Genomic DNA, 21,362 nt, shown 5'->3' on the forward strand with positions numbered 1-21,362 from the left:
ATATATTGAAAATATGAAGAGACTTAATCTTATATTAATTTGTTTGATCGGAATATGTAGTGTGAATGCTCAGAATATTCCTGATTTGAGATATTTTGAGGTATCTAAGAAGTTTGAAAAACGTATTGTTTTAGACGTTCCTTCTTTTCCAAAGCCGAAAGGTAATTCCGGAAGTTTTCGTAGCACACCTGAATCTGACCTTCATGGGTTGTTTGGAAAGAAAATGCATTCAATGCTGGAGTCTTATTTTACGGATCAGGATTGGAGTGATAAAAGAGACTGGCTAAAGAAATATGGACCATCTTATTCAATTTATTTCGATAAAAATATGAAGATATTTGCGTATAGCATTATGTTGAAACCGGAGGTGTTTACACAAATGTCTGAAGAGTATCTTAAAGGTTTTGGGGAGGAATTGATGAAAATGGATCTTTGCCCTTATTTTGAAATAGAGGAAAAAGATAAGGAGACTTTTACCTGGGGAGCAGTGCATGTCTGGGTTGCTATACGGTACAGGGAAAGAAAGTGACATACATTTTTATAAACACACTGATAAGGGAATGGTCAGATGTGAATCCCGCCATTTCCCGTTTTTTAGTTTCTATATACTTTTAATTGCAGGTTTGTGTAATAGAATCATTTTGAGTTCTTTTGATAATTGTCTTTAATTGGTTAAATAATTATAATCTGCTGCCTGTCTCACAATTTATTCGTTATTTTGCAGAAAAATTGGGAGGTATGTGCTCTGTACGTATCTCCCCAATTTGTTGAATAATAATAAGGTTACGTCTGATGGCTGAAAATAATAAGGTTAACTCGGTTTCTTTCTTTAATTCACGTCTTACATCTATTATAAGTATAGCCCTGGTATTATTTTTACTCGGGTTGATTTTGTTGATGGGACTGCTGGGGAATCAGTTATCGGTCTATGTGAAGGAAAATATATCCTTTTCCATTGTTTTGAAAGATAACCAGAAAGAGGCGGAGATCAAGAAGATGCAAAAAAGCCTGGACGCACTACCTTTTATCAAATCCACAGAATATATCTCGAAAGAACAGGCTGCGAAAGAACTGGAAGAAGAATTGGGGGAAAATCCCGAGACTTTCCTGGGCTTCAACCCTCTGCAGGCATCTATCGAAGTAAAGTTGCATTCCGAATATGCCAATCCGGACAGCCTACAACATATTGAAAGGAAAATTAAAACATATACTTCCGTTTCAGATCTGCTTTATCGTAAGGATATGATGCAGATGGTTAACGATAATATGAAACGCCTGAGCATTATCCTGCTTACGCTGGCTGTTATGTTGATGGCCATATCGTTTGTTCTGATCAGTAATACGATCCGTTTGTTGATCTATTCCAAACGTTTTTTGATCCATACGATGAAACTGGTTGGAGCGACTTCCGGTTTTATCAGGCGTCCTTTTGTGCGCTATAATGTGGTAAGCGGTATTTTTGCATCCATTCTGGCAATATTAATGCTGACCGGTTCGTTATATTATTTACAACACGAATTGGACGGTTTTATTCAGTTATTGGATATGAAGGCTTTATTGGTGGTTTTTGCCGCAGTGTTCCTCTTAGGAATCTTGTTGTCGGTAACAGCTACTGTATTTGCTGTAAACAAGTACCTCCGTATGGGTGTTGATAAGTTGTATTATATATAATAAACAGAAAAGATGGCTAAGAGAGATTTTGCTTTCGGAAAAGAAAATTTTATTCTGATCGCGGTTGCCGTGGCAGTGATCATTATTGGTTTTATGTTGATGAGTGGAGGAGGTTCTGCCGATGCAACCAGTTTTAACCCGGAAATATTCAGTACACGTCGTATTGTGGTGGCTCCGGTTGTGACGATGATCGGTTTCGGCCTTATGATTGTAGGTATCCTGAAAAACAGCAAAAGTAAAGAAGTTACGGAATGAGTTGGTTTGAAGCCTTGGTGCTGGGGATCGTACAGGGACTGACGGAGTATCTTCCTGTAAGCAGCAGCGGACATCTGGCAATCGGATCGGCGCTGTTTGGAATTGAAGGAGAAGAGAATCTGGCATTTACAATCGTAGTCCACGTGGCTACGGTATTTAGTACATTAGTTATACTCTGGAAAGAGATCGAATGGATATTCCGCGGATTGTTCAAGTTTCAAATGAATAGTGAAACCCGTTATGTGATCAATATCCTGATTTCTATGATACCGATCGGTATTGTCGGAGTATTTTTCAAAGATACAGTCGAAGCTATCTTTGGCTCGGGTTTGCTGATAGTCGGTTGCATGTTGCTGGTAACGGCAGCATTGCTGTCTTTCTCTTATTATGCAAAGCCCCGGCAGAAAGAGAACCTTTCGATGAAAGATGCTTTTATTATCGGTTTGGCCCAGGCTTGTGCCGTTTTGCCCGGACTTTCACGTTCCGGAACAACGATCGCTACAGGTTTGTTGCTGGGGAATAATAAAGCTAAACTGGCTCAATTCTCTTTCCTGATGGTCATTCCCCCGATTCTGGGTGAGGCCCTGTTGGATGTATTGAAGCTGGTAAAAGGCGAAAATATAGCCGGAGATATTCCGATGCTTTCGCTGGTTGTCGGTTTTGTAGCTGCTTTCCTTTCTGGTTGTCTGGCTTGTAAGTGGATGATCAATATCGTGAAAAAAGGAAAGTTGATCTACTTTGCTATTTATTGTGCGATAGTCGGGCTGATCACTATTGCATGTACATTGATGAAGTAATATAGAATGGATTTTATAGCAGGAGAGGTTTTATATTTTAACAAGCCGCTGACGTGGACTTCGTTCGATCTGGTGAACAAGTTCCGTTACAAATTATCGCGGAAGCTGAAAGTAAAAAAAATAAAAGTCGGACATGCCGGAACGCTGGATCCGCTGGCTACCGGGGTCATGATCGTTTGTACCGGGAAAGCAACCAAGCGGATTGATGAATTCCAGTATCAGACAAAAGAATACGTGGCAACCCTGAAGCTTGGGGAAACGACGCCTTCCTTTGATCTGGAAAAGGAGATAGATGCCGTATATCCGACAGAACATATAACTCGGGAGATGGTCGGGGATGTGCTGAATTCGTTCGTAGGAACGATCCAGCAGATCCCGCCGGTTTTTTCGGCCTGCAAAGTGGACGGAAAGCGTGCATACGAGTTGGCACGTAAAGGGGAAGAAGTGGAGTTGAAGTCAAAAACACTGGTGATCGATGAGATGGAACTGCTGGAATGCAGCCTGCCGGTCATTAAAATCCGTGTGGTATGTAGTAAAGGTACTTATATCCGTGCCCTGGCACGTGATATCGGTGTTGCCTTGAATTCGGGCGCCCATCTGATCGGATTGGAGCGTACCCGGATCGGAGATATAACATTGGATAAATGTATGAATCCGGAAGAGATAGATGCTTTTCTGGAGGAAGCGGTCGGAGATCGTGTGGCTGATGAAGCCGGAGCGGCTCCGATAGAAAAATGATAAGAATAAAAGAAAATAAATAAAGTAACATTATGAAGCTATCTAAATTCAAATTTAACTTGCCGCAGGAACAGATCGCTCTTCATCCCGCAAAGAACAGGGATGAATCCCGGTTGATGGTTGTACACCGTAACACAGGGGAGATCGAGCATAAAGTCTTTAAAGACCTGTTGGAATATTTTGGAGAAAAAGATGTATTCATCTTCAACAACACGAAAGTTTTTCCTGCCCGTTTATATGGTAATAAAGAAAAGACTGGTGCACGTATCGAAGTATTTTTGCTGCGTGAACTGAATGAAGACCTTCGTCTTTGGGATGTCTTGGTCGATCCTGCCCGTAAAATCCGTATCGGTAATAAACTTTATTTCGGGGAAGACGATTCGATGGTAGCCGAAGTGATCGATAATACTACGTCACGCGGTCGTACCTTGCGTTTCTTGTATGACGGAAACCATGATGAGTTCAAAAAAGCATTGTATGCTTTGGGAGAGACTCCGCTTCCTAAATATATCGATCGTCCGGTAGAAGCGGATGACGAAGATCGTTACCAGAATATCTTCGCGAAAGAAGAAGGTGCGGTAGTGGCTCCGGCCGCCGGTCTGCATTTCAGCCGCGAATTAATGAAACGTCTGGAGATCAAAGATTGTCGTTTTGCATTCCTTACAGTTCATTCCGGATTGGGTAATTTCCGCGAAATAGATGTGGAAGACTTGACAAAACACAAGATGGATTCCGAACAGATGATCGTGAATGGGGATGTCGTGGATATCGTGAATACAGGTAAGGATGACGGTCGTCAGATCTGTGCTGTCGGAACTTCTGTGATGCGTGCGGTAGAAACTGCTGTAAGTACGGACGGACATCTGAAAGAGTTTGAAGGATGGACGAATAAGTTCATTTTTCCTCCTTATGATTTCAGCGTGGCTACCAGTATGATCACCAACTTCCACATGCCGCTGTCTACTCTTTTGATGATGACTGCTTCATTCGGCGGATATGACCTGATCATGGATGCTTATGACGTGGCATTGAAAGAAGGATACCGTTTCGGTGCCTATGGCGACGCAATGTTGATCATCTAAGACGTACGTTTATGGCTATTGCATACCTGGCTTTAGGTACGAATATAGGAAATAAAAGACGGAATATGATAACGGCCGCTGCGCTGTTAGCTGAAAGGGTGGGAGATGTTCTCGCCCTTTCCGGTTTTTATGAAACCGAACCCTGGGGATTTCAGTCGGAGAATACGTTCCTGAATGCTGCTTTGCAGCTCGAAACCTCTTTATCTCCGCTGGAGTTGCTGAAAGCAACCCAACAGATCGAGGTGGAGATGGGACGTACGCAGAAAAGTAACGGTACTTATCATGACCGTATCATCGATATCGATATTCTGCTGTATGACGATCTGATCCTGCAGACGCCGGAACTGACATTGCCGCATCCGTTAATGCAGGATCGTCGGTTCGTGATGGAACCCTTGCTTGAAATAGCTCCGAACGTGGTTCATCCGGTGTTTAAAAAGACAGTTGTTTCCCTCATGCGGGAACGCAACATTTTGTAACTTCATACTGTTTTCAAATAAAACAATAAAAGATAAAGCAATGAACGATATAGAAAAGATCCTGACCGGCGGAGGAATGGTTTTCAAGAAGGCCAAGGAAGAGAATGCCGGAGAAAAAAAAATCAAATACGCTGATTTCCTGAAAGGTACCCATAAATCGGGTTCAGCAAAGATGAAAGCTGAATACAAGTATAAAAAAGCACTTCGTAACACAAAGAAGAAAAAATAATTTTCAATTTTCAATTTTGAATTGTCAATTAATTCTTATCTTTGTCTCCGAATTGATGTGGATAGATTTGTATTGCTTGCAACCACAGGAAAAAATGCTAAAAACAAGTTACTTTTCTTAGCCGTTCCGGCGAACAGATTCCTTCCGTTATCAATTCATTATTAATAATCAATTGTCAGTGTCAGATTCAGTCTATGGTTTTTTACAACTGTCAACTGTCACTTGTCATCTGTCAACTAATTTAAAAGTAATGAGTTATTTATTCACCTCCGAATCGGTGTCCGAAGGGCACCCCGATAAAGTAGCCGATCAGATATCGGATGCTTTGCTGGATGAGTTCCTTGCTTATGACAAGAGCTCGAAAGTTGCTTGCGAAACCCTTGTTACAACCGGACAGGTTGTCTTGGCTGGAGAAGTTAAATCAAGTGCTTATGTAGATGTGCAGGAAGTTGCACGCGGTGTGATCGAAAAGATCGGTTACACGAAAAGCGAATATCAGTTTGAAGCCAAATCATGCGGCGTATTCTCTGCTATCCATGAACAGAGTGGCGATATCAACCGTGGCGTTGAACGCGAAGACCCTTACAACCAGGGGGCTGGCGACCAGGGTATGATGTTCGGATATGCAACGAATGAAACTGAAAATTACATGCCTCTGGCCCTCGACCTTTCACATAGTTTGTTGTGGGAACTGGCTGAGATCCGCAAGAATGAGAACGACCTGATGCCTTACCTCCGTCCGGATGCAAAGAGCCAGGTCACTATTGAATATGATGACAACGGCAAGCCGTTACGCATCGACACGATCGTTGTTTCTACCCAACATGATGAATTTATCGGTCCGAAAGGTATCAGTCAGGAAGAAGCCGATATCGCCATGCAGAAGAAGATTGCAGCCGATGTGAAGAAGATCCTGATCCCGCGTGTGAAAGCGCAGTATCCGGCTTATGTACAAGCCTTGTTCAACGATGATATCATTTATCATGTAAATCCGACCGGTAAGTTCGTGATCGGTGGTCCTCATGGTGATACAGGTCTGACCGGACGTAAGATCATTGTGGATACATACGGTGGAAAAGGTGCTCACGGCGGTGGTGCATTCTCCGGAAAAGATCCTTCGAAAGTTGACCGTTCTGCTGCTTATGCAGCCCGCCATATTGCGAAAAACCTGGTTGCCGCAGGTGTTGCTGACGAAATGCTGGTACAGGTTTCTTATGCGATCGGTGTAGCAAAACCGATGAATATTTTCGTAAATACGTTTGGTCGTGCCAATGTAAAAATGACAGATGGCGAGATTGCAGAAAAGATCTGGGATCTTTTCGACATGCGTCCGAAAGCGATCGAAGAACGTCTGAAATTACGTAATCCGATCTATCTGGAAACAGCCTCTTACGGACATATGGGACGTAAACCGGAAATTGTTACCAAGACATTTACTTCTCGTTATAACCCGGAACCTACTATTTGCGAGGTGGAGTTATTTACCTGGGAGAAACTGGATTATGTGGATAAAGTGAAAGAAAGTTTTGGATTGTAATAACTAACTTATAAGTTCTAGAGTAGACTCCTGTTCTGAAATATCTCGGAGCAGGAGTTTTTTTATATTATTATCGTTATTTTTGCCGAATAAGGATTTGTTATAATATGAGTGAAGAAGTCTTTTGCGTACAAAAAATAAAAGAGGGGGATCAGATGGCATTCTGTTCTTTTGTCGAATTGTACTCGAAAGATTTGTATTATTTTGCCTTGGGGTATGTAAATGTCCGTGAACTGGCGGAAGAAGTTGTAAGCGATGTATTCCTGGAGGTCTGGAATAACCGTGCCCGCCTTGACGAAATAATCCATATCAAGTCATGGTTACTTGTTTTGGTCCGTAATAAAGCTATTTCTTATCTGCGAAAAGAGCAGCCGGATACTACCGTTTCATTTGACGAGATAGACGATTTTCATGTTCCTTTGTTCCAGTCACCGGATAATAAAATGATAAGCCGGGAGGAGATCGCTAAGATCAACCAGGCAATTGCTGCATTACCACCAAAATGCAAAGAAGTATTCGTATTAGCCAAAATAGAAAAACTACCCTATAAAAAGATCTCAGAAATGCTGAATATTTCCGTGAAAACAATCAATGTACATATTTCAAAGGCTCTGAATATCATATCAGGAATCCTTTGTGAATAAATTATTTGAATAAAATCACTTTTTGAGTAGGACATTTTTTTTTCGTCTGCGTCTTTTATATGTAAGCACATTTGAAAAACAGAATGAAAACAGATCACGATATATTTGATGATGACACTTTTCAGCCTCGGGACAGGGAAGAAAAGAAAAAAATAGAATTTTTCTGGGAGGATTGCCTGCCGGAAGAAGAGGAGGATGTGGTCGCTTCGATCCGTGCTAAAGCTCTCCGGAAAATACAGGAAGAAGGGAAACAGCAGGTTCTTCCGTCTGCAAAGAAAAAAAGAACAAACAGGTTTTATATTGCAGTTGCCTCTGTTGCGGCAACTATCGCTGTATTGTTGAGCATACCTTATATATCCGATGATCTTTCTCAAAAGGAAGACTTCAGGCAGGTCATTGCCCTGATGGATATGCTTCCGGTCGAGGAAACGGACGATGTGGTACTGGTGATGTCTGATCAGGAGAAGTTACAATTAGCTTCTGACGCGAAAATTGCTTATACGCCGAAGGGCGAAGTCTCTGTCGATTCGGAAGAACTTCCGGTGGCTGAGTCCGGACAGAAGGACGTAACGACACCTTACCATGAGTCATATAACCAGTTGATCGTACCGAAAGGAAGACGTTCCCAACTGTTACTGTCAGACGGTACCAAGGTGTGGGTAAATGCCGGGACTAAAGTGGTCTATCCCCGTGTTTTCGGAGAAAAGAAACGCGAGATATACGTAGACGGTGAGGTTTATCTGGAAGTAACTCATGATGAGAAGCGTCCTTTCTATGTGAATACCGAGGGCTTTGAAGTAAAAGTGTTGGGTACTTCTTTTGATGTTTTTGCCTATAAACAACTGGCAACCAGTCGTGTTGTATTGGTTAACGGATCGGTAGAGATCAAGGACCAGCAGAACAAACAGATGAAGATGGTGCCCAATGAACTTGTCTCGCTTGAGAAAAATAGTATTACCGACAAAAGAACAGTGAATGCGGGTGATTACAAAGCCTGGATCGATGGTGTGATGATTTTGAACGGTGATTATCTGAAACTGCTTGCCGAACGGTTAAGTTTGTTGTACGGAACAAAAATAGTATGTGATTCATCTTTAGACAATGAACAGATATATGGGAAATTAGATCTCCGGGATGACCTGGATGAGATAATTGATTATATTAAATCGATGATTCCTCTTTCTGCGCGCGAAGAAAATGGAGTGATCTATTTAAAGAGAGAGTAGTAATCTTTTTTAAATTAAAAAATTATGCCATGAAGAAGAGAAGTTAGCTTTTTTCATATGAAAAAAGCCGGATGATATGCCCGTATCATCCGGCGGAGAATTAATCTAATCATATTAATGATTAATCAAAAATCTAAGTAAAGTTATGAATAAGAAAATTAATCCTTGCAGGATAGCGAGGAGAAAACCTTTGTGTTTTTTTATAATTAGCATTTTTTTATTTTTTTCTACTACTTCGCTATATGCGGTAGAGAGTGACGTGTATATACAACAGAAGAGTTTTACAGTGAAAATGGAAAATAAAACTGTAAAAGATGTAATTCATTACGTCGAGAGTAACAGTGAATTCATTTTCATGTACACGCAAAAGTTATTGAAAGTTCTCGATAAGAAAGTATCCATAGATGTCAAAGATAAGAATATCTCGTCGATCATGGAACTGTTAGCCTTGGAGACTGGTATCAGGTACGAAATAAAGGATCGGCAGATTATTTTATCGGAAGCGGCGGAAACGCAACAACAGCAAAAGAAAGGTGTCAATATCAATGGTACGGTTTGGGATGAACAAGGAAATCCTTTACCTGGTGTGAATGTGATTGTAAAATCGACCAATTCAGGTACGACTACCGATATTAACGGTAATTACTTTTTGTCGGTTCCCGGAAAGAACTCCGTCCTGACATTCAGTTATATTGGTTTTGAATCGCAGGATGTAACGGTGGGCGGACAAATCAATATCAATGTCAACCTGAAAGAGATATCTACCGGTCTGAACGAAGTGGTGGTAGTCGGTTTCGGTTCACAGAAAAGAGAGTCGATCGTGGGATCCATTACAACGATAGAACCAGGCCTGTTACAGCAAAGTCCGTCGCGTGCCCTGAGTAATAACCTGGCAGGTCAATTAGCCGGTGTGATTGCCGTACAGCGTTCCGGTGAGCCGGGAGCTGATGGTTCGAGTTTCTGGATCCGGGGTATTTCATCTTTCCAGAATGCAGGACGCAGCCCGCTGGTTTTGGTGGATGGCGTAGAACGGACATTGGACGATATGGATCCTTCGGAGATCGAGTCCTTCTCCGTGTTGAAAGATGCGGCAGCCAGTGCCGTTTATGGGGTACGTGGTGCGAATGGCGTTATCATCGTCAATACGAAGCGGGGTAAGTTAGGAAAACCGACTGTAGATGTACATTATGAACAAGGTTTTACCCAGCCGGTGAAGCTGCCTAAATTTATCGGTTCGGCGGATTATTTGTCATTAATGAATGAGCTGTCTCTGGATGGCGGAGGATCGACGATCTACTCTCCGGACCTGATCGAGAAATATCGTACTAATGCGGATCCTGAATTATATCCGAATGTAGACTGGTTGGATGAGATCACTAAAGACCATGCGACTAACCGGCGGGCAAATCTGACGGTAACCGGTGGTAGCGACGTTTTACGTTACGCGTTAGTCGCTTCTTATTATGGCGAACGGGGTATCTTTGAGCGTGATGAAAGCCAGACCTGGGATTCTTCCACTAAATTGAATAAATACAATATGCGTTCGAATGTAGATGTTAATATTACGAAGACTACAATCGCCCGTATCAGTATCGGTGGTTATTTGCAGGAGACGAACGGAATGATAGACGATGGTGATACAAGGGCTTCGGATTTCGTCTTGGATAAAGCCTTTGAGACGCCGCCGTTCGTTCACCCGGCTATCTATTCTTCCGGTGAAATACCGAAGGTGAAAAACCGTACCAATCCCTGGGCGAGAGCTACCCAGCATGGTTTTACAACTTACTCGAATGCAAAGATCGAATCGATGTTCTCCCTGGAACAAGATTTGAAGTTCCTGCTTCCCGGATTAAAAATCAAAGGTATATTCTCTTTTGATCGCTATATCCGTTCCGGCGTGGTTCGTTCAAAGAGTCCGGATTATTATTATCCGGCAACTCAACGTAATGAAGACGGAACATTGGATATTACGATCGCTGATTACGGACAAATGTTTTTAGGAAGCGAAGAAAAAAAAGAATGGGGTAACAAAGCTACTTATCTGGAAGGTAATTTAAGTTATTCCAACAGATTCGGGGAACATGCTGTGGAAGGTATGTTCATGTATAATCAACGTGATTATCAGGACGGAAGTGTCGTTCCTTTTCGCCGGTTAGGTATTGCCGGAAGGACCTCTTATACTTATGGCAACCGTTACATAGGCGAGTTTAACTTTGGATATAACGGTTCGGAAAACTTTGCCAAAGGATATCGTTTTGGCTTCTTCCCGTCTTTCGCTGTCGGTTATTTATTGTCTGAAGAACCATTCATGGAAAAATTTAAAGATACATTTTCCAAAATAAAATTCAGAGGCTCATGGGGTTTGGTAGGTAATGATCAGTTGGAAGGACGGCGTTTTGCCTATATCACTACTATCAATAGTCATGATGATAATCAGTATAAGTGGGGTGTGAATAATGATTATCACCGTACAGGTCGTTATGAAGGAGATTTCGGTATCCCTAATCTGACTTGGGAAACTGTGGAAAAGACGGATATAGGTTTTGAATTGGGGTTGTGGAATGCTCTTGATTTTCAATTCGACTGGTTCCAGGAACATCGTCGTGATATCTTTATGAAACGAAATACGATCCCGTCAGCAGCCGGTTTTATGAATACACCCTGGGCTAATTTCGGAAAAGTTGACAATAAAGGGGTTGACTTGTCCCTTACATTTAATAAGCAATTGAATAAAGACTGGTATCTGAGTTTGCGTGGTACGATGACCTATGCTAAGAATGAGGTCATTGAGAAAGACGAAGCTCCGGGTAGATTAGGAACAAATCGGCAGGAGACTGGCTTGCCTGTCAATCAGTTGTTCGGACTCGTTGCGGAAGGTTTATTTACTGAGGATGATTTTGAAAATGTAGAGCAGGGTGTATTGAAAGATGGAATACCTACTCATACGTTCAGTTCCAAGGTTCGGCCCGGTGATATCAGGTATCGTGATGTGGATGGAGACGGCTCGATCACAGATATGGACCAGGTTCCTTTGGGAGGAACGAAAGATCCGCAGATCGTTTACGGTTTCGGTGGAAATGTCACTTACAAGAATTTTGATTTGAATATTTTCTTTCAGGGAAACGGGAGAACCTGGCGTTTTATCGGAGGTTCAGGATTCCTGCCCGGAAGTTCGATGGGCTCTATGTATAATATTTATGATAATTATCAGGATCGCTGGACATCGGAAAACCCAAGTCAGGATGTCTTTTATCCGCGTTTGACCTACGGGCAAAATGAAAATAACCTGAAAGAGTCGACCTGGTGGTTACGTAATATGAGCATGTTGCGCGTGAAGGATATCGAAGTAGGATATCGTTTTCCCAAAGCATGGATGAGCAAGATCGGTGTAAGATCGCTCCGCCTTTATCTGAAGGGTTCTAATTTGCTGACTTTTTCAGGTTTCAAGATGTGGGATCCGGAACTCGATACAAATAACGGTATGAAATATCCGATCATGAAGTCGGTTTCTTTCGGATTGGATGTTAATTTCTAATATCATAAAATGACTAATATGAAAACTCTAAATTTATTCAAGTATATAGGTGTTTCTGCTATATGTCTGGTCTTGAACGGTTGTTCTGATTTTATCGACAATGCTCCCGATGACCAGCTGACACTGGAGATGGTTTTTAACGATAAGACCCGTACGGAAGACTGGCTGGCTAATATCTACTCCCGTGTCCCGGATCCTTACTGGGGATATGCCAACAAGATCGGTTGGGAAATTGCAGGTGATGATATGACTGCTTCGCAGCGTTGGGTACAATGGTGGGGTGGCACATTACTTAATTTCCGCGTGGGTAATTTTTATACGAGTTCCGATTGGGATGCCAGATTCTGGAATGAATTGCCCCAACGCATCCGTTCTGCTTATATCCTGATCAACAATGCTCATGCCAATCCCCTGCAAAAAGTAACGGAAGAAGATATAGAAACGATGAGAAACGAATGCCGTTTCCTGATTGCATATTATTACTGGACAATGACAGAAGCTTATGGTTCTGTGCCTTATTTCGGTGATGTGGTCGATGTGAATGCACCGTTGGAAGAAATGACGGTCGGACAGATGGCTTTCGATGATATGGTAGATATGCTAGATAAGCAATTGCTGGAATTGTCGGGTAAACTGCCGACAAAATGGGAAGAAGCCTTTTTCGGCAGGGCGACCTCGATCGCCTGTCTGGCGGTACGGGCACGTATGCTCTTATTTGCAGCAAGTCCGTTAGTGAACGGAAATGAGATGTACAAAGGATTTTTGAACAATGACGGTAAGGAGCGCTTCAATTCGGCTTACGACCCGAATAAATGGAAGAAAGCGGCGGATGCCTGTAAACTGTTGATCGACAAAGCGCATGAAGCAGGACACGGATTATATTATGAATATATTAATGGTAAGATCGATCCGTTTATGTCATGTTATAATTTGCAATTGAAGAAAACATCCGAGGGCAATAATGAAATATTGTTTGCCCGTCCTGATTGTAATTATGGGGATTGGGAAGGCCATTCAACTCCCCGCGGATGCGGTGGAAACGGTGGATACGGTGTTACACAAGGGTTGGTGGATGCCTTCTTTATGAAGAACGGGCAATCTCCGATCCTGGGGTATAATGCAGACGGCTCTCCTGTTATCAATGAAGCATCGGGCTACACGGAAAAAGGCTTTTCTGCTGAACCGGAGATAAGGGAAACGAATTGGGATCCTTGTCGTAAATACCAGGGAGTGAAATCCGGACAGATAACGACTCCGAATACCTTCAATATGTATAGCAACCGTGAACCGCGTTTTTATCTGGCTGTATTGTATAACGGTGCCTGGTTCCATCAGGAAGGACGTATGACGGAGATGATGTCTAACCAGGCGGACGGAGGACCGACCCACGATGCGCCTCAAAACGGCTACCTGAACAGGAAGAAAATATCACTGGAATCTATTCCTAGAGATGGCAAACGTCCTTATCGTCCGGGTATCCTGTACCGTATGGGAGAGGCTTACCTGAATTATGCGGAGGCTTTGAACGAATGTGAACCGGGAAATAAAGATATCATGCTTTATCTGAATAAGATCCGTGAACGTGCCGGTATTCCTGAATACGGAACAGGAACAGATAACAATGGCTTTCAACGCATCCCTTATACAGACAATCAGGCGACAGTACGTGAACTGATTCGTAAAGAACGTCGTGTTGAATTATGTTGCGAAGGTATCCGTTATCACGATGTCCGTCGTTGGAAATTAGGTGAAGAACTGCTGAACGGGTATGATTATGGAATGAATTTCGGCGGTACGGAGTATTCTGACGATGCTTCCAACAGCAATGCATTCTTTGTCCGTTCAAAATGTTTGTTGCGTGCATTCCAGAAGAAACAGTATTGGATGCCTATCCATCAGAGTGAAGTGGATAAAGACCCGACTTTGATTCAGGCCCCTTTCTGGAATACGAATGAGTAAAATAGAAGTGTGTTTTTAATTATTATATAGTTTATTGCAAAAGAGGATGTTAGTACTAACATCCTCTTTTATTATCCTTCTTCCTGCTTCATCTCTACTTCTTTCACTTTCCGGAACAGATCGGACGCAAAAATAAAGTCGTTCAATGCTTTATTATTCGAGGTGATGACCTGGTCTTTCGTTCCCTGCCATTCTTTTACACCTTCCTTGATAAAGATGATGTTTTCTCCGATATTCATAACGGAGTTCATGTCGTGGGTGTTGATAACGGTCGTCATCTGGTATTCGGTAGTGATATCATGGATCAGATCGTCTATCAGCAACGATGTTTTAGGGTCCAGGCCCGAGTTCGGTTCATCACAGAATAAATACTTCGGATTCAAAGCGATCGCGCGGGCAATGGCAGCACGTTTCATCATACCACCGCTGATCTCGGACGGGTATAAATGTTCAGCTTCCTCAAGATTGACACGTTCCAGGCAGAACATGGCCCTTTTTTCTCTATCTTTATAAGACTCTTTCGAGAACATATTGAGCGGGAACATCACATTTTCAAGAACGGTCATACTGTCAAACAAGGCAGATCCCTGGAACAGCATTCCCATTTCCCGGCGGAGCATGTTCAACTCCTGTTTGTTCATTGAAGTAAGGTCCCGTCCGTCATACAGAATCTCGCCCGAATCAGGTTTCATCAGGCCGATGATATTTTTGATCAGAACCGTTTTACCCGAACCGCTTCGTCCGATGATCAGGTTGGTCTTCCCTGTTTCAAAGACTGCGCTGATATCGTTCAACACTTTACGGCCTTCAAATGATTTCGTTATGTTTTTTACTTCTATCATTTTTTACGTAAGCATTAAATGGGTCATTATTACGTCTGCCAGCAGGATCATGATGCTGCTCATTACGACAGCATTCGTACTAGCTTTACCGACTTCGAGTGCTCCTCCTTTCACATAGTAACCGAAATAAGCGGCTATCGATGAGATGATGAAGGCGTAAACTACCGATTTTATAATAGAATACCAGATATAAAATTCATTGAAATAAAATTGCAATCCATATTCGAAGGAAGCCGGTGTCATACCCGTTCCTGTCGAATGGCTGGCCGCTATACCTCCCAGTATCCCCGTGAACATACTGAAAATAACCAGTACAGGAATAAAAATCATCAGCCCTGCGATTTTCGGCATGATCAGGAAGTTGGCGGAGTTGACGCCCATGATCTCCATCGCATCGATCTGCTCTGTTACCCGCATCGTACCGATCTCGGATGCAATGTTACTCCCGACCTTACCGGCAAGGATCAGACACATGATAGAGGATGAAAACTCCAGCAGGATAATTTCACGGGTCGTATATCCGATCGTAAATTTAGGAATCAGCGGAGAGCTGATATTCAACGATATCTGGATGGCGATAACCGTACCGATAAAAACGGAGATGATAATTACGATCCAAAGCGAATCTACCCCCAGCTTATATATTTCTTTTATCAATTGTTTGAAGAACATGCTCCATCTGTCAGGGATCGACAAGGATTTTCCCATCAAGATGACATATTCTCCCATTCTTTGTAATGCTTTATTCATCATTTTATTGATTACTTATCTGTTCCAGTCTGCAAATATAACTGAAATATGTCAACAACTGTTCATGGTTTAGGATTTTATAGCTTACCCGGAATGTATAAGACAATCCGTTAGTTCACCTCGCTTTTATTTCCGGACTTGCCGGAAACGGAAGGAACATGGCCGTCTTTACGAAATTTGACTTGTCCGGAAACGGCAGATTTTGCCGTTTCTGCTATTTCATGGGGATTCACTTTCACTGCGCCTTTCACGAGTTGCGGAAGGTTATAGGCTTTGAATAAGTCTTGATAGAAATCCGGATTCTTCTGGGGAAGAAGAAATGGTTTTCCTATCTCCCCGTTCTCTCCGATATGGGCGATAAAAGGACGGTTATATACACCGTCCAGCCGGCGGCTGCTGAAAACGATCCACCGGCTGTTGGACGACCAGTTGGTATAGCTTTCCGAATAATCCGTATTCAGCGCTTTTGCAGGCTTAAAACTTTTTGTGCGGGTGTCATACAGGTACAGATCCGATTCTTTATCCCAGCTCAGGAAACAGCCGCTGGAGGCAACGCTGCAAAGAATATAGCGTCCGTCGGGCGATATACTCGGTAGTGAAACTCCTTTTCCTTCGGAAACCAGGTCTACCAGCGTGTCGACTTTCGAAGCGAACTCTTGCCGGTCGACATCGAAATCGATGCTGCATAGCCGGTATTTCACACGGTCGAAATCCTGGGGCAGACTGTCCACACGCGGACAACTACAGAAATAAAGTTTTTTCCCATCGGGAGAGAAAACCGGGAAATTCTCTAACTGCTCCTTGTCGGATAATAACGGGCTGGTATAGACTTCATTTTTGTCTGTATCGTAGAGTACGATATCTGAATACAGGTCGTACACTTCTATCAGTTTACTGTTCGCTTCAAAAAAAGACATTTGAGTGTTATTGGTAGAAAATGCGATATCTTTTCCGGAAGGATGCCAGTACGGGTATACAAAATTGGAAATCGTATACTCGGTTTTGGTTTCCAGTTTGACGACCGATCCGTCTTTTATCAGGATAGTACCCGGATTGATCTTGCGCATATGAAGGACCATTTGATCCGGATCTCCCTGATTGAAGGAATGGCAGTTCATGCAGTTATGTCCCGTTTTATCATTGGCAATGATCTCTTTTTCTGAAAAAGAAGAAAGTTCCCGCTGATAGATTCCCATTTCATTCCAGTTGGCGTAAGTCGGTTCTATCAACCGGTAAACGAGATGACTGTCTATCGGATCGGGGGAGATATGCCAATGGAACGGGCGATGGGCTATCCAGCCGTCCTGATCCGGAGTATAAATAGTTACCGTCACCTTATCCCCCTGAGCCTGCTCTAGCAGGTGGCGCCATTTTGTTAACGGGATGTTCACGTAATCGGAGACCGATAGGGTGAACTGGTAATCCCTGGCCGAAAACAGCACCTTGCATTTTCCTCCGGGTTCCAGGCGGAAATTCAACGGTGCAATATTGACAGGAACCGTAATCTCTTTATAATCCGGGAAAATAGGCGGACAATCCTCGGAGGACCGTGCCTCCGAAAGTCTTTCGGAACAACTTAGTGCCAATGCACTCCAAAAGAGTAGGATCGATATAACCGGGCGGATATGTATTTGGGGTTTCATTTTTTGAGGATTAAAATTCGTTCGTGTACTGTACGTAAAACCAATACGACTGCTGGAAATTTCCGCTTAACTGCTTTTTGATCACCTCCGGGGTTTGTCCGGACTGGTTGATTTGCAGGTAACGGTAAAAATCAGTGACGACGTCCTGGGGTATATTCCATTTGCCGATCAGTGTATTGTCGCGTAACATATAAGCATACATAAGTAAAAACTCCTGGTAAGAACGGGGAAACGGCCTGCCGGTCCCATGGGGAAGGTTCGCTATGCAATGGATAAATCCTTTGTAATCATTCGCCAGGATATATTTGGCCAACAGGAAATCACGGACTTTAGGATTCTCCGGGTCCTCCCTGTGTTTGCATGCCACGTTGTAGAGCATTTCTTTTGCCAGGAACGAATCGTTTTCTTTATATTGTGCCATCGGTATCCGTAAATGCTCCGGGTACTTTCCGGACAAAACGGCTTGCTCCATCTCTTTGGCCCAATTCCGGTAACGTAAGGTCTGTTTTAAGGCATGTATATACTTCATTCCGGATTTGGAGTTCCCGCGTATAATCTCCAGTTCTGCCAGTCGCTGGAACATATAAGGAGATTGTCCCGAAGGTGATTGGGTGTTAGCCATGTAGAGGTAGGCACGGGCTCCGTCATACATGTCCAGATAATAATATGTCTCACCGGTCAGGAACATAGGGAGATAACTGGAAGTCCAGAACTCGTTTATATTCGCCCGTTGTGAGAAACTCATCATTTGGTCGGGCAATTCTCCCTGGTTCAGTAAAGCCAGATTGACGTATGAAACAAAGACGGGATTCCGGTAGGGATGTTCGCTGGCGATCCGGACTATTTCTTTCCACTCCCTTTTTTTGAACAAGTGATCGAGTGTATAAAGCATCTCTTCACTTTGGTCCCTTTTGCTGCAGATAAGGACTCCGCTACCTCCGATAATACAACAGGCAAGTAAGGCGGAAATCCGGTCTGCATATTTAGACTTGGCGGTCATCCGGCTGCCCCATATTGCGAGGAGGCTGCTCAATGCCGGAGAAAAGAGAATATACCAAATAAGAACAGGACTGTTATTCCCCTGGTAAAAAGCGGTGCCGAACCAGGTATCGTTCCAGGATAGCGGGATCAGGTATTGTCTTACGTACAAAGGAAATACTAATGATAATAATAAAAGTACCGTCAGAAAACAGCTGTTTCTGCCGCCTCGCAGTAGTTCGTGAACGACTAGCAGCGACGTATAAACTATCAGGCCACCTCCCGTACTTCCGTATATGACGGGGACCAGCAGTAAAGCTGCGGCATAACGCAGCCACCTCTTAGCGAAGCAGGAGACACCCCAGGCAAGTCCCATAGCGATCAGAACTGCTGCCAAACCTCCGAACCGGGCATTTATATCCATAAAAAACAGAGTGCATATAACCGGTGGAATCAATAAAAAGGTATCCGTGGCTTTCAGTTCCCAGCTACGGACAATACGCTTTTGTAGGGAGAATAAAAGTAATAAAGCGAATGTGAGTAACAGACCTCCGGCATAGTTCCAGGCATAAAATTGGGTGAAAAATGCCCCCAGATAATCAGCTGCTCCCCCGGGTTTGCCGATCAGCGATTGAAAATAAAGTCCCGTGAAGCGGAACAACTGTAGTTGTTCGACATATAACAGATGGTAGTTATAGAAGAAACAGAAGAAAACAGCTATGAACAGGAATAGGATACCGGCCCTGTATTTTGATAGAAGTTTCATGTATAATCGTTTATTTACCATGGATTTTCAAAGTCTTTAGCAGTGAATGTCTTATTGCGTCCGATAAAAGAAGTGCCGTCCGCCGGTTTCTTTCTGTTTGTTAAACGATACAACAAAGCGACCGGTGTAAGAACGATAAAATAAATACATCCCAGAATCAGGGGCGTAAAGAGCCGGTTCAGCAATAAACCGAACTTGCTCCATACGCGAATAACCGGATCTTTTATTTTTTGAAACAGAGTCATTTTGCAGTCTTTTAGAATAAGGCATAAATAAAAGGAGCCAGTACCGTATTACCGGTTGCCAGCAATAACAGTCCGATCAGTAACAACAGAACGATCAGAGGCATCAGCCACCATTTTTTTCGTTCACGGAAAAATCCCCATAGATCTTTTAGAAATTCCATATTATGTTTTGCATTGTTTTTTATCGAAGATTATATTTTCCATTACCAGATAATCCATATCCGTTGTCATGAAACAACGGAAGGCATCTGCCGGAGAGCAAACGATCGGTTCGCCCCGGACATTAAAACTTGTGTTGATCAGCATCGGACATCCGGTTTGCTCTTTGAAAGCTGTCAGCAAAGACCAGAATAGCGGATTCGTCTCCCCGTCTACCGTTTGTAACCTGGAGGAGTAATCGACATGTGTGATCGATGGATAATCGGATTTGGCAATTCTCCTTTTTTCCGTGATTTCCAGGTCTGCATATCCGGGCGGAAGTTCTTTTTTGTAGCAGTCTCTTATCTCTGCTGTCAGCAACATATAGTCGGAGCACACCGGACAATCAAAATAAGAAGCCGCCTCTTCTTTTAATATCGCCGGGGCAAACGGACGGAAGCTTTCCCTGAATTTTATTTTCAGATTGACTCTTTGCTGCATCTCCGGATAGCGGGGATCGGCTAAAATACTCCGGTTTCCCAATGCCCGCGGACCAAATTCCATTCGTCCCTGAAACCAGCCGATACAGTTTCCCCGCGCTAACAGGCGGGCGGTATGGCGGCAAAGTTCTCTCCGGTCGTCGAAGGTCCGGAACGGTACATTTTCCTTCTCAGCCAGTTCCCGGATCTCAGCATCGGTATAAGCAGGTCCGAGTAGCGCCCCTTTCATTCGGTCCGGTTGGCGGCAGGCGCGTTCTTTACCGGCATGAATATAATACGCAGCCAATGCAGCCCCCAAGGCGCCCCCGGAGTCTCCGGCAGCCGGTTGGATAAAGAGCTGGTCGAATACTTTTTCTTTTATGATTCTACCGTTTGCAACGCAATTCAGGGCAACTCCTCCTGCCAGGCATAAGGCGGTGGCCGAGGTCTCTTTCCGGGCTTCGTGAACCAGTTTCAACAAGATCTCTTCGGTGACGATCTGTGCTGCACAAGCCAGGCTGCAATGCGTCGGCAGAAGATCGGTTTCCGGTTTCCGTCGGGGAAAACCGAATAACTTTTCCCATTTCCGGCTTTTGACCATTGTCAAGCCTGTCTGATAATTGAAATAAGCTTGATTCAAAGTGATCGAACCATCCGGGTGGATACGTACCAGGCGTTCTTTTATCAGCTCGGCAAACCGTAATGTCGTTTCTGAGGACCGGTCTCCGTATGGGGCTAATCCCATTAATTTGTATTCTCCTGAGTTTACACGAAATCCCAGGTAATAGGTAAAAGCAGAGTAAAACAATCCGATTGAATCCGGGAAATGCATCTCTTTCAGTACTTCGATCTTATTTCCTTCTCCCAGCGACAAAGACAAGGTGGCCCATTCGCCGACTCCGTCGACCGTCAGGATCGCTGCTTTTTCATATGGAGAGGCAAAGAATGCGGAAGCCGCATGTGCCAGATGATGTTCCGTGAAAAGTAACCGGGTATGTGTTTCGTCATATCGACCGAGTGTACGCAGTTCTTTTCTCAACATCTGTTTGAAAAACATTTTCTCTTTGATCCATATGGGAATACCTTTCAGGAAAGGCCTGAATCCCAGCGGAGCATGCCGGTAGAAGGTTTCCAGGATACGTTCGAATTTCATGAACGGTTTGTCATAAAAAACGACGATATCGATTGTTGATAAAGTAATTCCGGCTTCTTGCAGACAAAAAAGAATTGCCCTGCGGGGAAAAGAGGGATCGTTCTTTATCCGGGAAAAACGCTCTTCCTGTGCAGCGGCGACAACTTTACCGTCTTTTAACAAAGCAGCGGCCGAATCGTGATAATATGCTGATATTCCTAATATATACATTTGCTT

Annotated in this window: 20 protein-coding genes; 13 read left to right on the plus strand and 7 right to left on the minus strand. The window is 43.4% G+C overall.

Features of this window, described 5'->3' with window-relative positions; all coding sequences use genetic code 11:
• Positions 1-13: 13 nt before the first annotated feature.
• The 13 genes from DWW23_RS15675 to DWW23_RS15735 all read left to right on the plus strand — a co-directional run bounded on the left by DWW23_RS15675 (position 14) and on the right by DWW23_RS15735 (position 14,152).
• Positions 14-529 carry a hypothetical protein gene (locus DWW23_RS15675; protein ID WP_122354289.1) on the plus strand — a complete coding sequence of 172 codons (516 nt, stop codon included), beginning with the start codon at positions 14-16 and terminating at the stop codon, positions 527-529.
• A 263-nt stretch (positions 530-792) separates the two neighbouring features.
• Positions 793-1,671, plus strand: a complete 879-nt coding sequence (locus DWW23_RS15680; protein WP_122354217.1) for an ABC transporter permease — start codon at positions 793-795, stop codon at positions 1,669-1,671.
• Between the two features lie 12 nt (positions 1,672-1,683).
• Positions 1,684-1,926, plus strand: coding sequence for a DUF3098 domain-containing protein (locus DWW23_RS15685; protein ID WP_122354218.1), 243 nt, complete (start codon positions 1,684-1,686; stop codon positions 1,924-1,926).
• Complete coding sequence (locus tag DWW23_RS15690; RefSeq protein WP_122354219.1) at positions 1,923-2,723, plus strand: undecaprenyl-diphosphate phosphatase; 801 nt, start codon at positions 1,923-1,925, stop codon at positions 2,721-2,723. The genes DWW23_RS15685 and DWW23_RS15690 overlap by 4 nt, the downstream gene beginning before the upstream one ends.
• A 6-nt stretch (positions 2,724-2,729) precedes the next feature.
• Positions 2,730-3,461 carry a tRNA pseudouridine(55) synthase TruB gene (gene truB / locus DWW23_RS15695; protein ID WP_122354220.1) on the plus strand — a complete coding sequence of 244 codons (732 nt, stop codon included), beginning with the start codon at positions 2,730-2,732 and terminating at the stop codon, positions 3,459-3,461.
• Between the two features lie 32 nt (positions 3,462-3,493).
• Entirely contained in the window at positions 3,494-4,543 is a 1,050-nt protein-coding gene (queA, locus tag DWW23_RS15700) for a tRNA preQ1(34) S-adenosylmethionine ribosyltransferase-isomerase QueA (RefSeq protein ID WP_122354221.1), read from the plus strand.
• A gap of 11 nt (positions 4,544-4,554) precedes the next feature.
• Positions 4,555-5,022: a 2-amino-4-hydroxy-6-hydroxymethyldihydropteridine diphosphokinase gene (gene folK, locus DWW23_RS15705; RefSeq protein WP_122354222.1), complete on the plus strand. Its 468-nt coding sequence runs from the start codon at positions 4,555-4,557 to the stop codon at positions 5,020-5,022.
• 40 nt (positions 5,023-5,062) lie between these two features.
• Positions 5,063-5,251: a hypothetical protein gene (locus DWW23_RS15710; protein ID WP_122354223.1), complete on the plus strand. Its 189-nt coding sequence runs from the start codon at positions 5,063-5,065 to the stop codon at positions 5,249-5,251.
• 250 nt (positions 5,252-5,501) lie between these two features.
• Positions 5,502-6,788 carry a methionine adenosyltransferase gene (metK, locus tag DWW23_RS15715; RefSeq protein WP_122354224.1) on the plus strand — a complete coding sequence of 429 codons (1,287 nt, stop codon included), beginning with the start codon at positions 5,502-5,504 and terminating at the stop codon, positions 6,786-6,788.
• A 107-nt stretch (positions 6,789-6,895) separates the two neighbouring features.
• Complete coding sequence (locus tag DWW23_RS15720) at positions 6,896-7,432, plus strand: RNA polymerase sigma factor (RefSeq protein WP_122354225.1); 537 nt, start codon at positions 6,896-6,898, stop codon at positions 7,430-7,432.
• Positions 7,433-7,515: 83 nt separating this feature from the next.
• Positions 7,516-8,658, plus strand: coding sequence for a FecR family protein (locus DWW23_RS15725; protein WP_122354226.1), 1,143 nt, complete (start codon positions 7,516-7,518; stop codon positions 8,656-8,658).
• Between the two features lie 145 nt (positions 8,659-8,803).
• Positions 8,804-12,193: a TonB-dependent receptor gene (locus DWW23_RS15730; protein WP_122354227.1), complete on the plus strand. Its 3,390-nt coding sequence runs from the start codon at positions 8,804-8,806 to the stop codon at positions 12,191-12,193.
• 18 nt (positions 12,194-12,211) lie between these two features.
• On the plus strand, positions 12,212-14,152 hold the full coding sequence (locus DWW23_RS15735; RefSeq protein ID WP_122354228.1) for a RagB/SusD family nutrient uptake outer membrane protein: 1,941 nt from the start codon (positions 12,212-12,214) through the stop codon (positions 14,150-14,152).
• 71 nt (positions 14,153-14,223) lie between these two features.
• Here DWW23_RS15735 and DWW23_RS15740 read toward each other — a convergent pair whose 3' ends face one another.
• The 7 genes from DWW23_RS15740 to DWW23_RS15765 form a co-directional block, all read right to left on the minus strand.
• Positions 14,224-14,994, minus strand: coding sequence for an ABC transporter ATP-binding protein (locus tag DWW23_RS15740; RefSeq protein ID WP_122354229.1), 771 nt, complete (start codon positions 14,992-14,994; stop codon positions 14,224-14,226).
• A 3-nt stretch (positions 14,995-14,997) separates the two neighbouring features.
• Positions 14,998-15,744, minus strand: a complete 747-nt coding sequence (locus DWW23_RS15745) for an ABC transporter permease (RefSeq protein WP_122354290.1) — start codon at positions 15,742-15,744, stop codon at positions 14,998-15,000.
• A 110-nt stretch (positions 15,745-15,854) separates the two neighbouring features.
• Positions 15,855-17,387 (minus strand): PD40 domain-containing protein, encoded by a 1,533-nt coding sequence (locus DWW23_RS15750; RefSeq protein ID WP_122354230.1) that lies wholly within the window; start codon positions 17,385-17,387, stop codon positions 15,855-15,857.
• A gap of 10 nt (positions 17,388-17,397) precedes the next feature.
• The gene (locus DWW23_RS15755; RefSeq protein WP_122354231.1) at positions 17,398-19,131 is read right to left on the minus strand and encodes a DUF6057 family protein; all 1,734 of its coding nucleotides are present in this window, start codon (positions 19,129-19,131) and stop codon (positions 17,398-17,400) included.
• 14 nt (positions 19,132-19,145) lie between these two features.
• Positions 19,146-19,376, minus strand: coding sequence for a hypothetical protein (locus tag DWW23_RS15760; RefSeq protein ID WP_122354232.1), 231 nt, complete (start codon positions 19,374-19,376; stop codon positions 19,146-19,148).
• Between the two features lie 11 nt (positions 19,377-19,387).
• A complete protein-coding gene (locus tag DWW23_RS26555; protein ID WP_183672329.1) occupies positions 19,388-19,537 on the minus strand; it encodes a DUF5989 family protein in 150 nt (49 codons plus the stop codon).
• 1 nt (position 19,538) lies between these two features.
• Positions 19,539-21,356 (minus strand): carbamoyltransferase, encoded by a 1,818-nt coding sequence (locus DWW23_RS15765; protein ID WP_122354233.1) that lies wholly within the window; start codon positions 21,354-21,356, stop codon positions 19,539-19,541.
• Positions 21,357-21,362: the final 6 nt, after the last annotated feature.

This window comes from Parabacteroides sp. AF14-59 (assembly GCF_003479515.1).
Lineage (GTDB): Bacteria > Bacteroidota > Bacteroidia > Bacteroidales > Tannerellaceae > Parabacteroides > Parabacteroides faecis.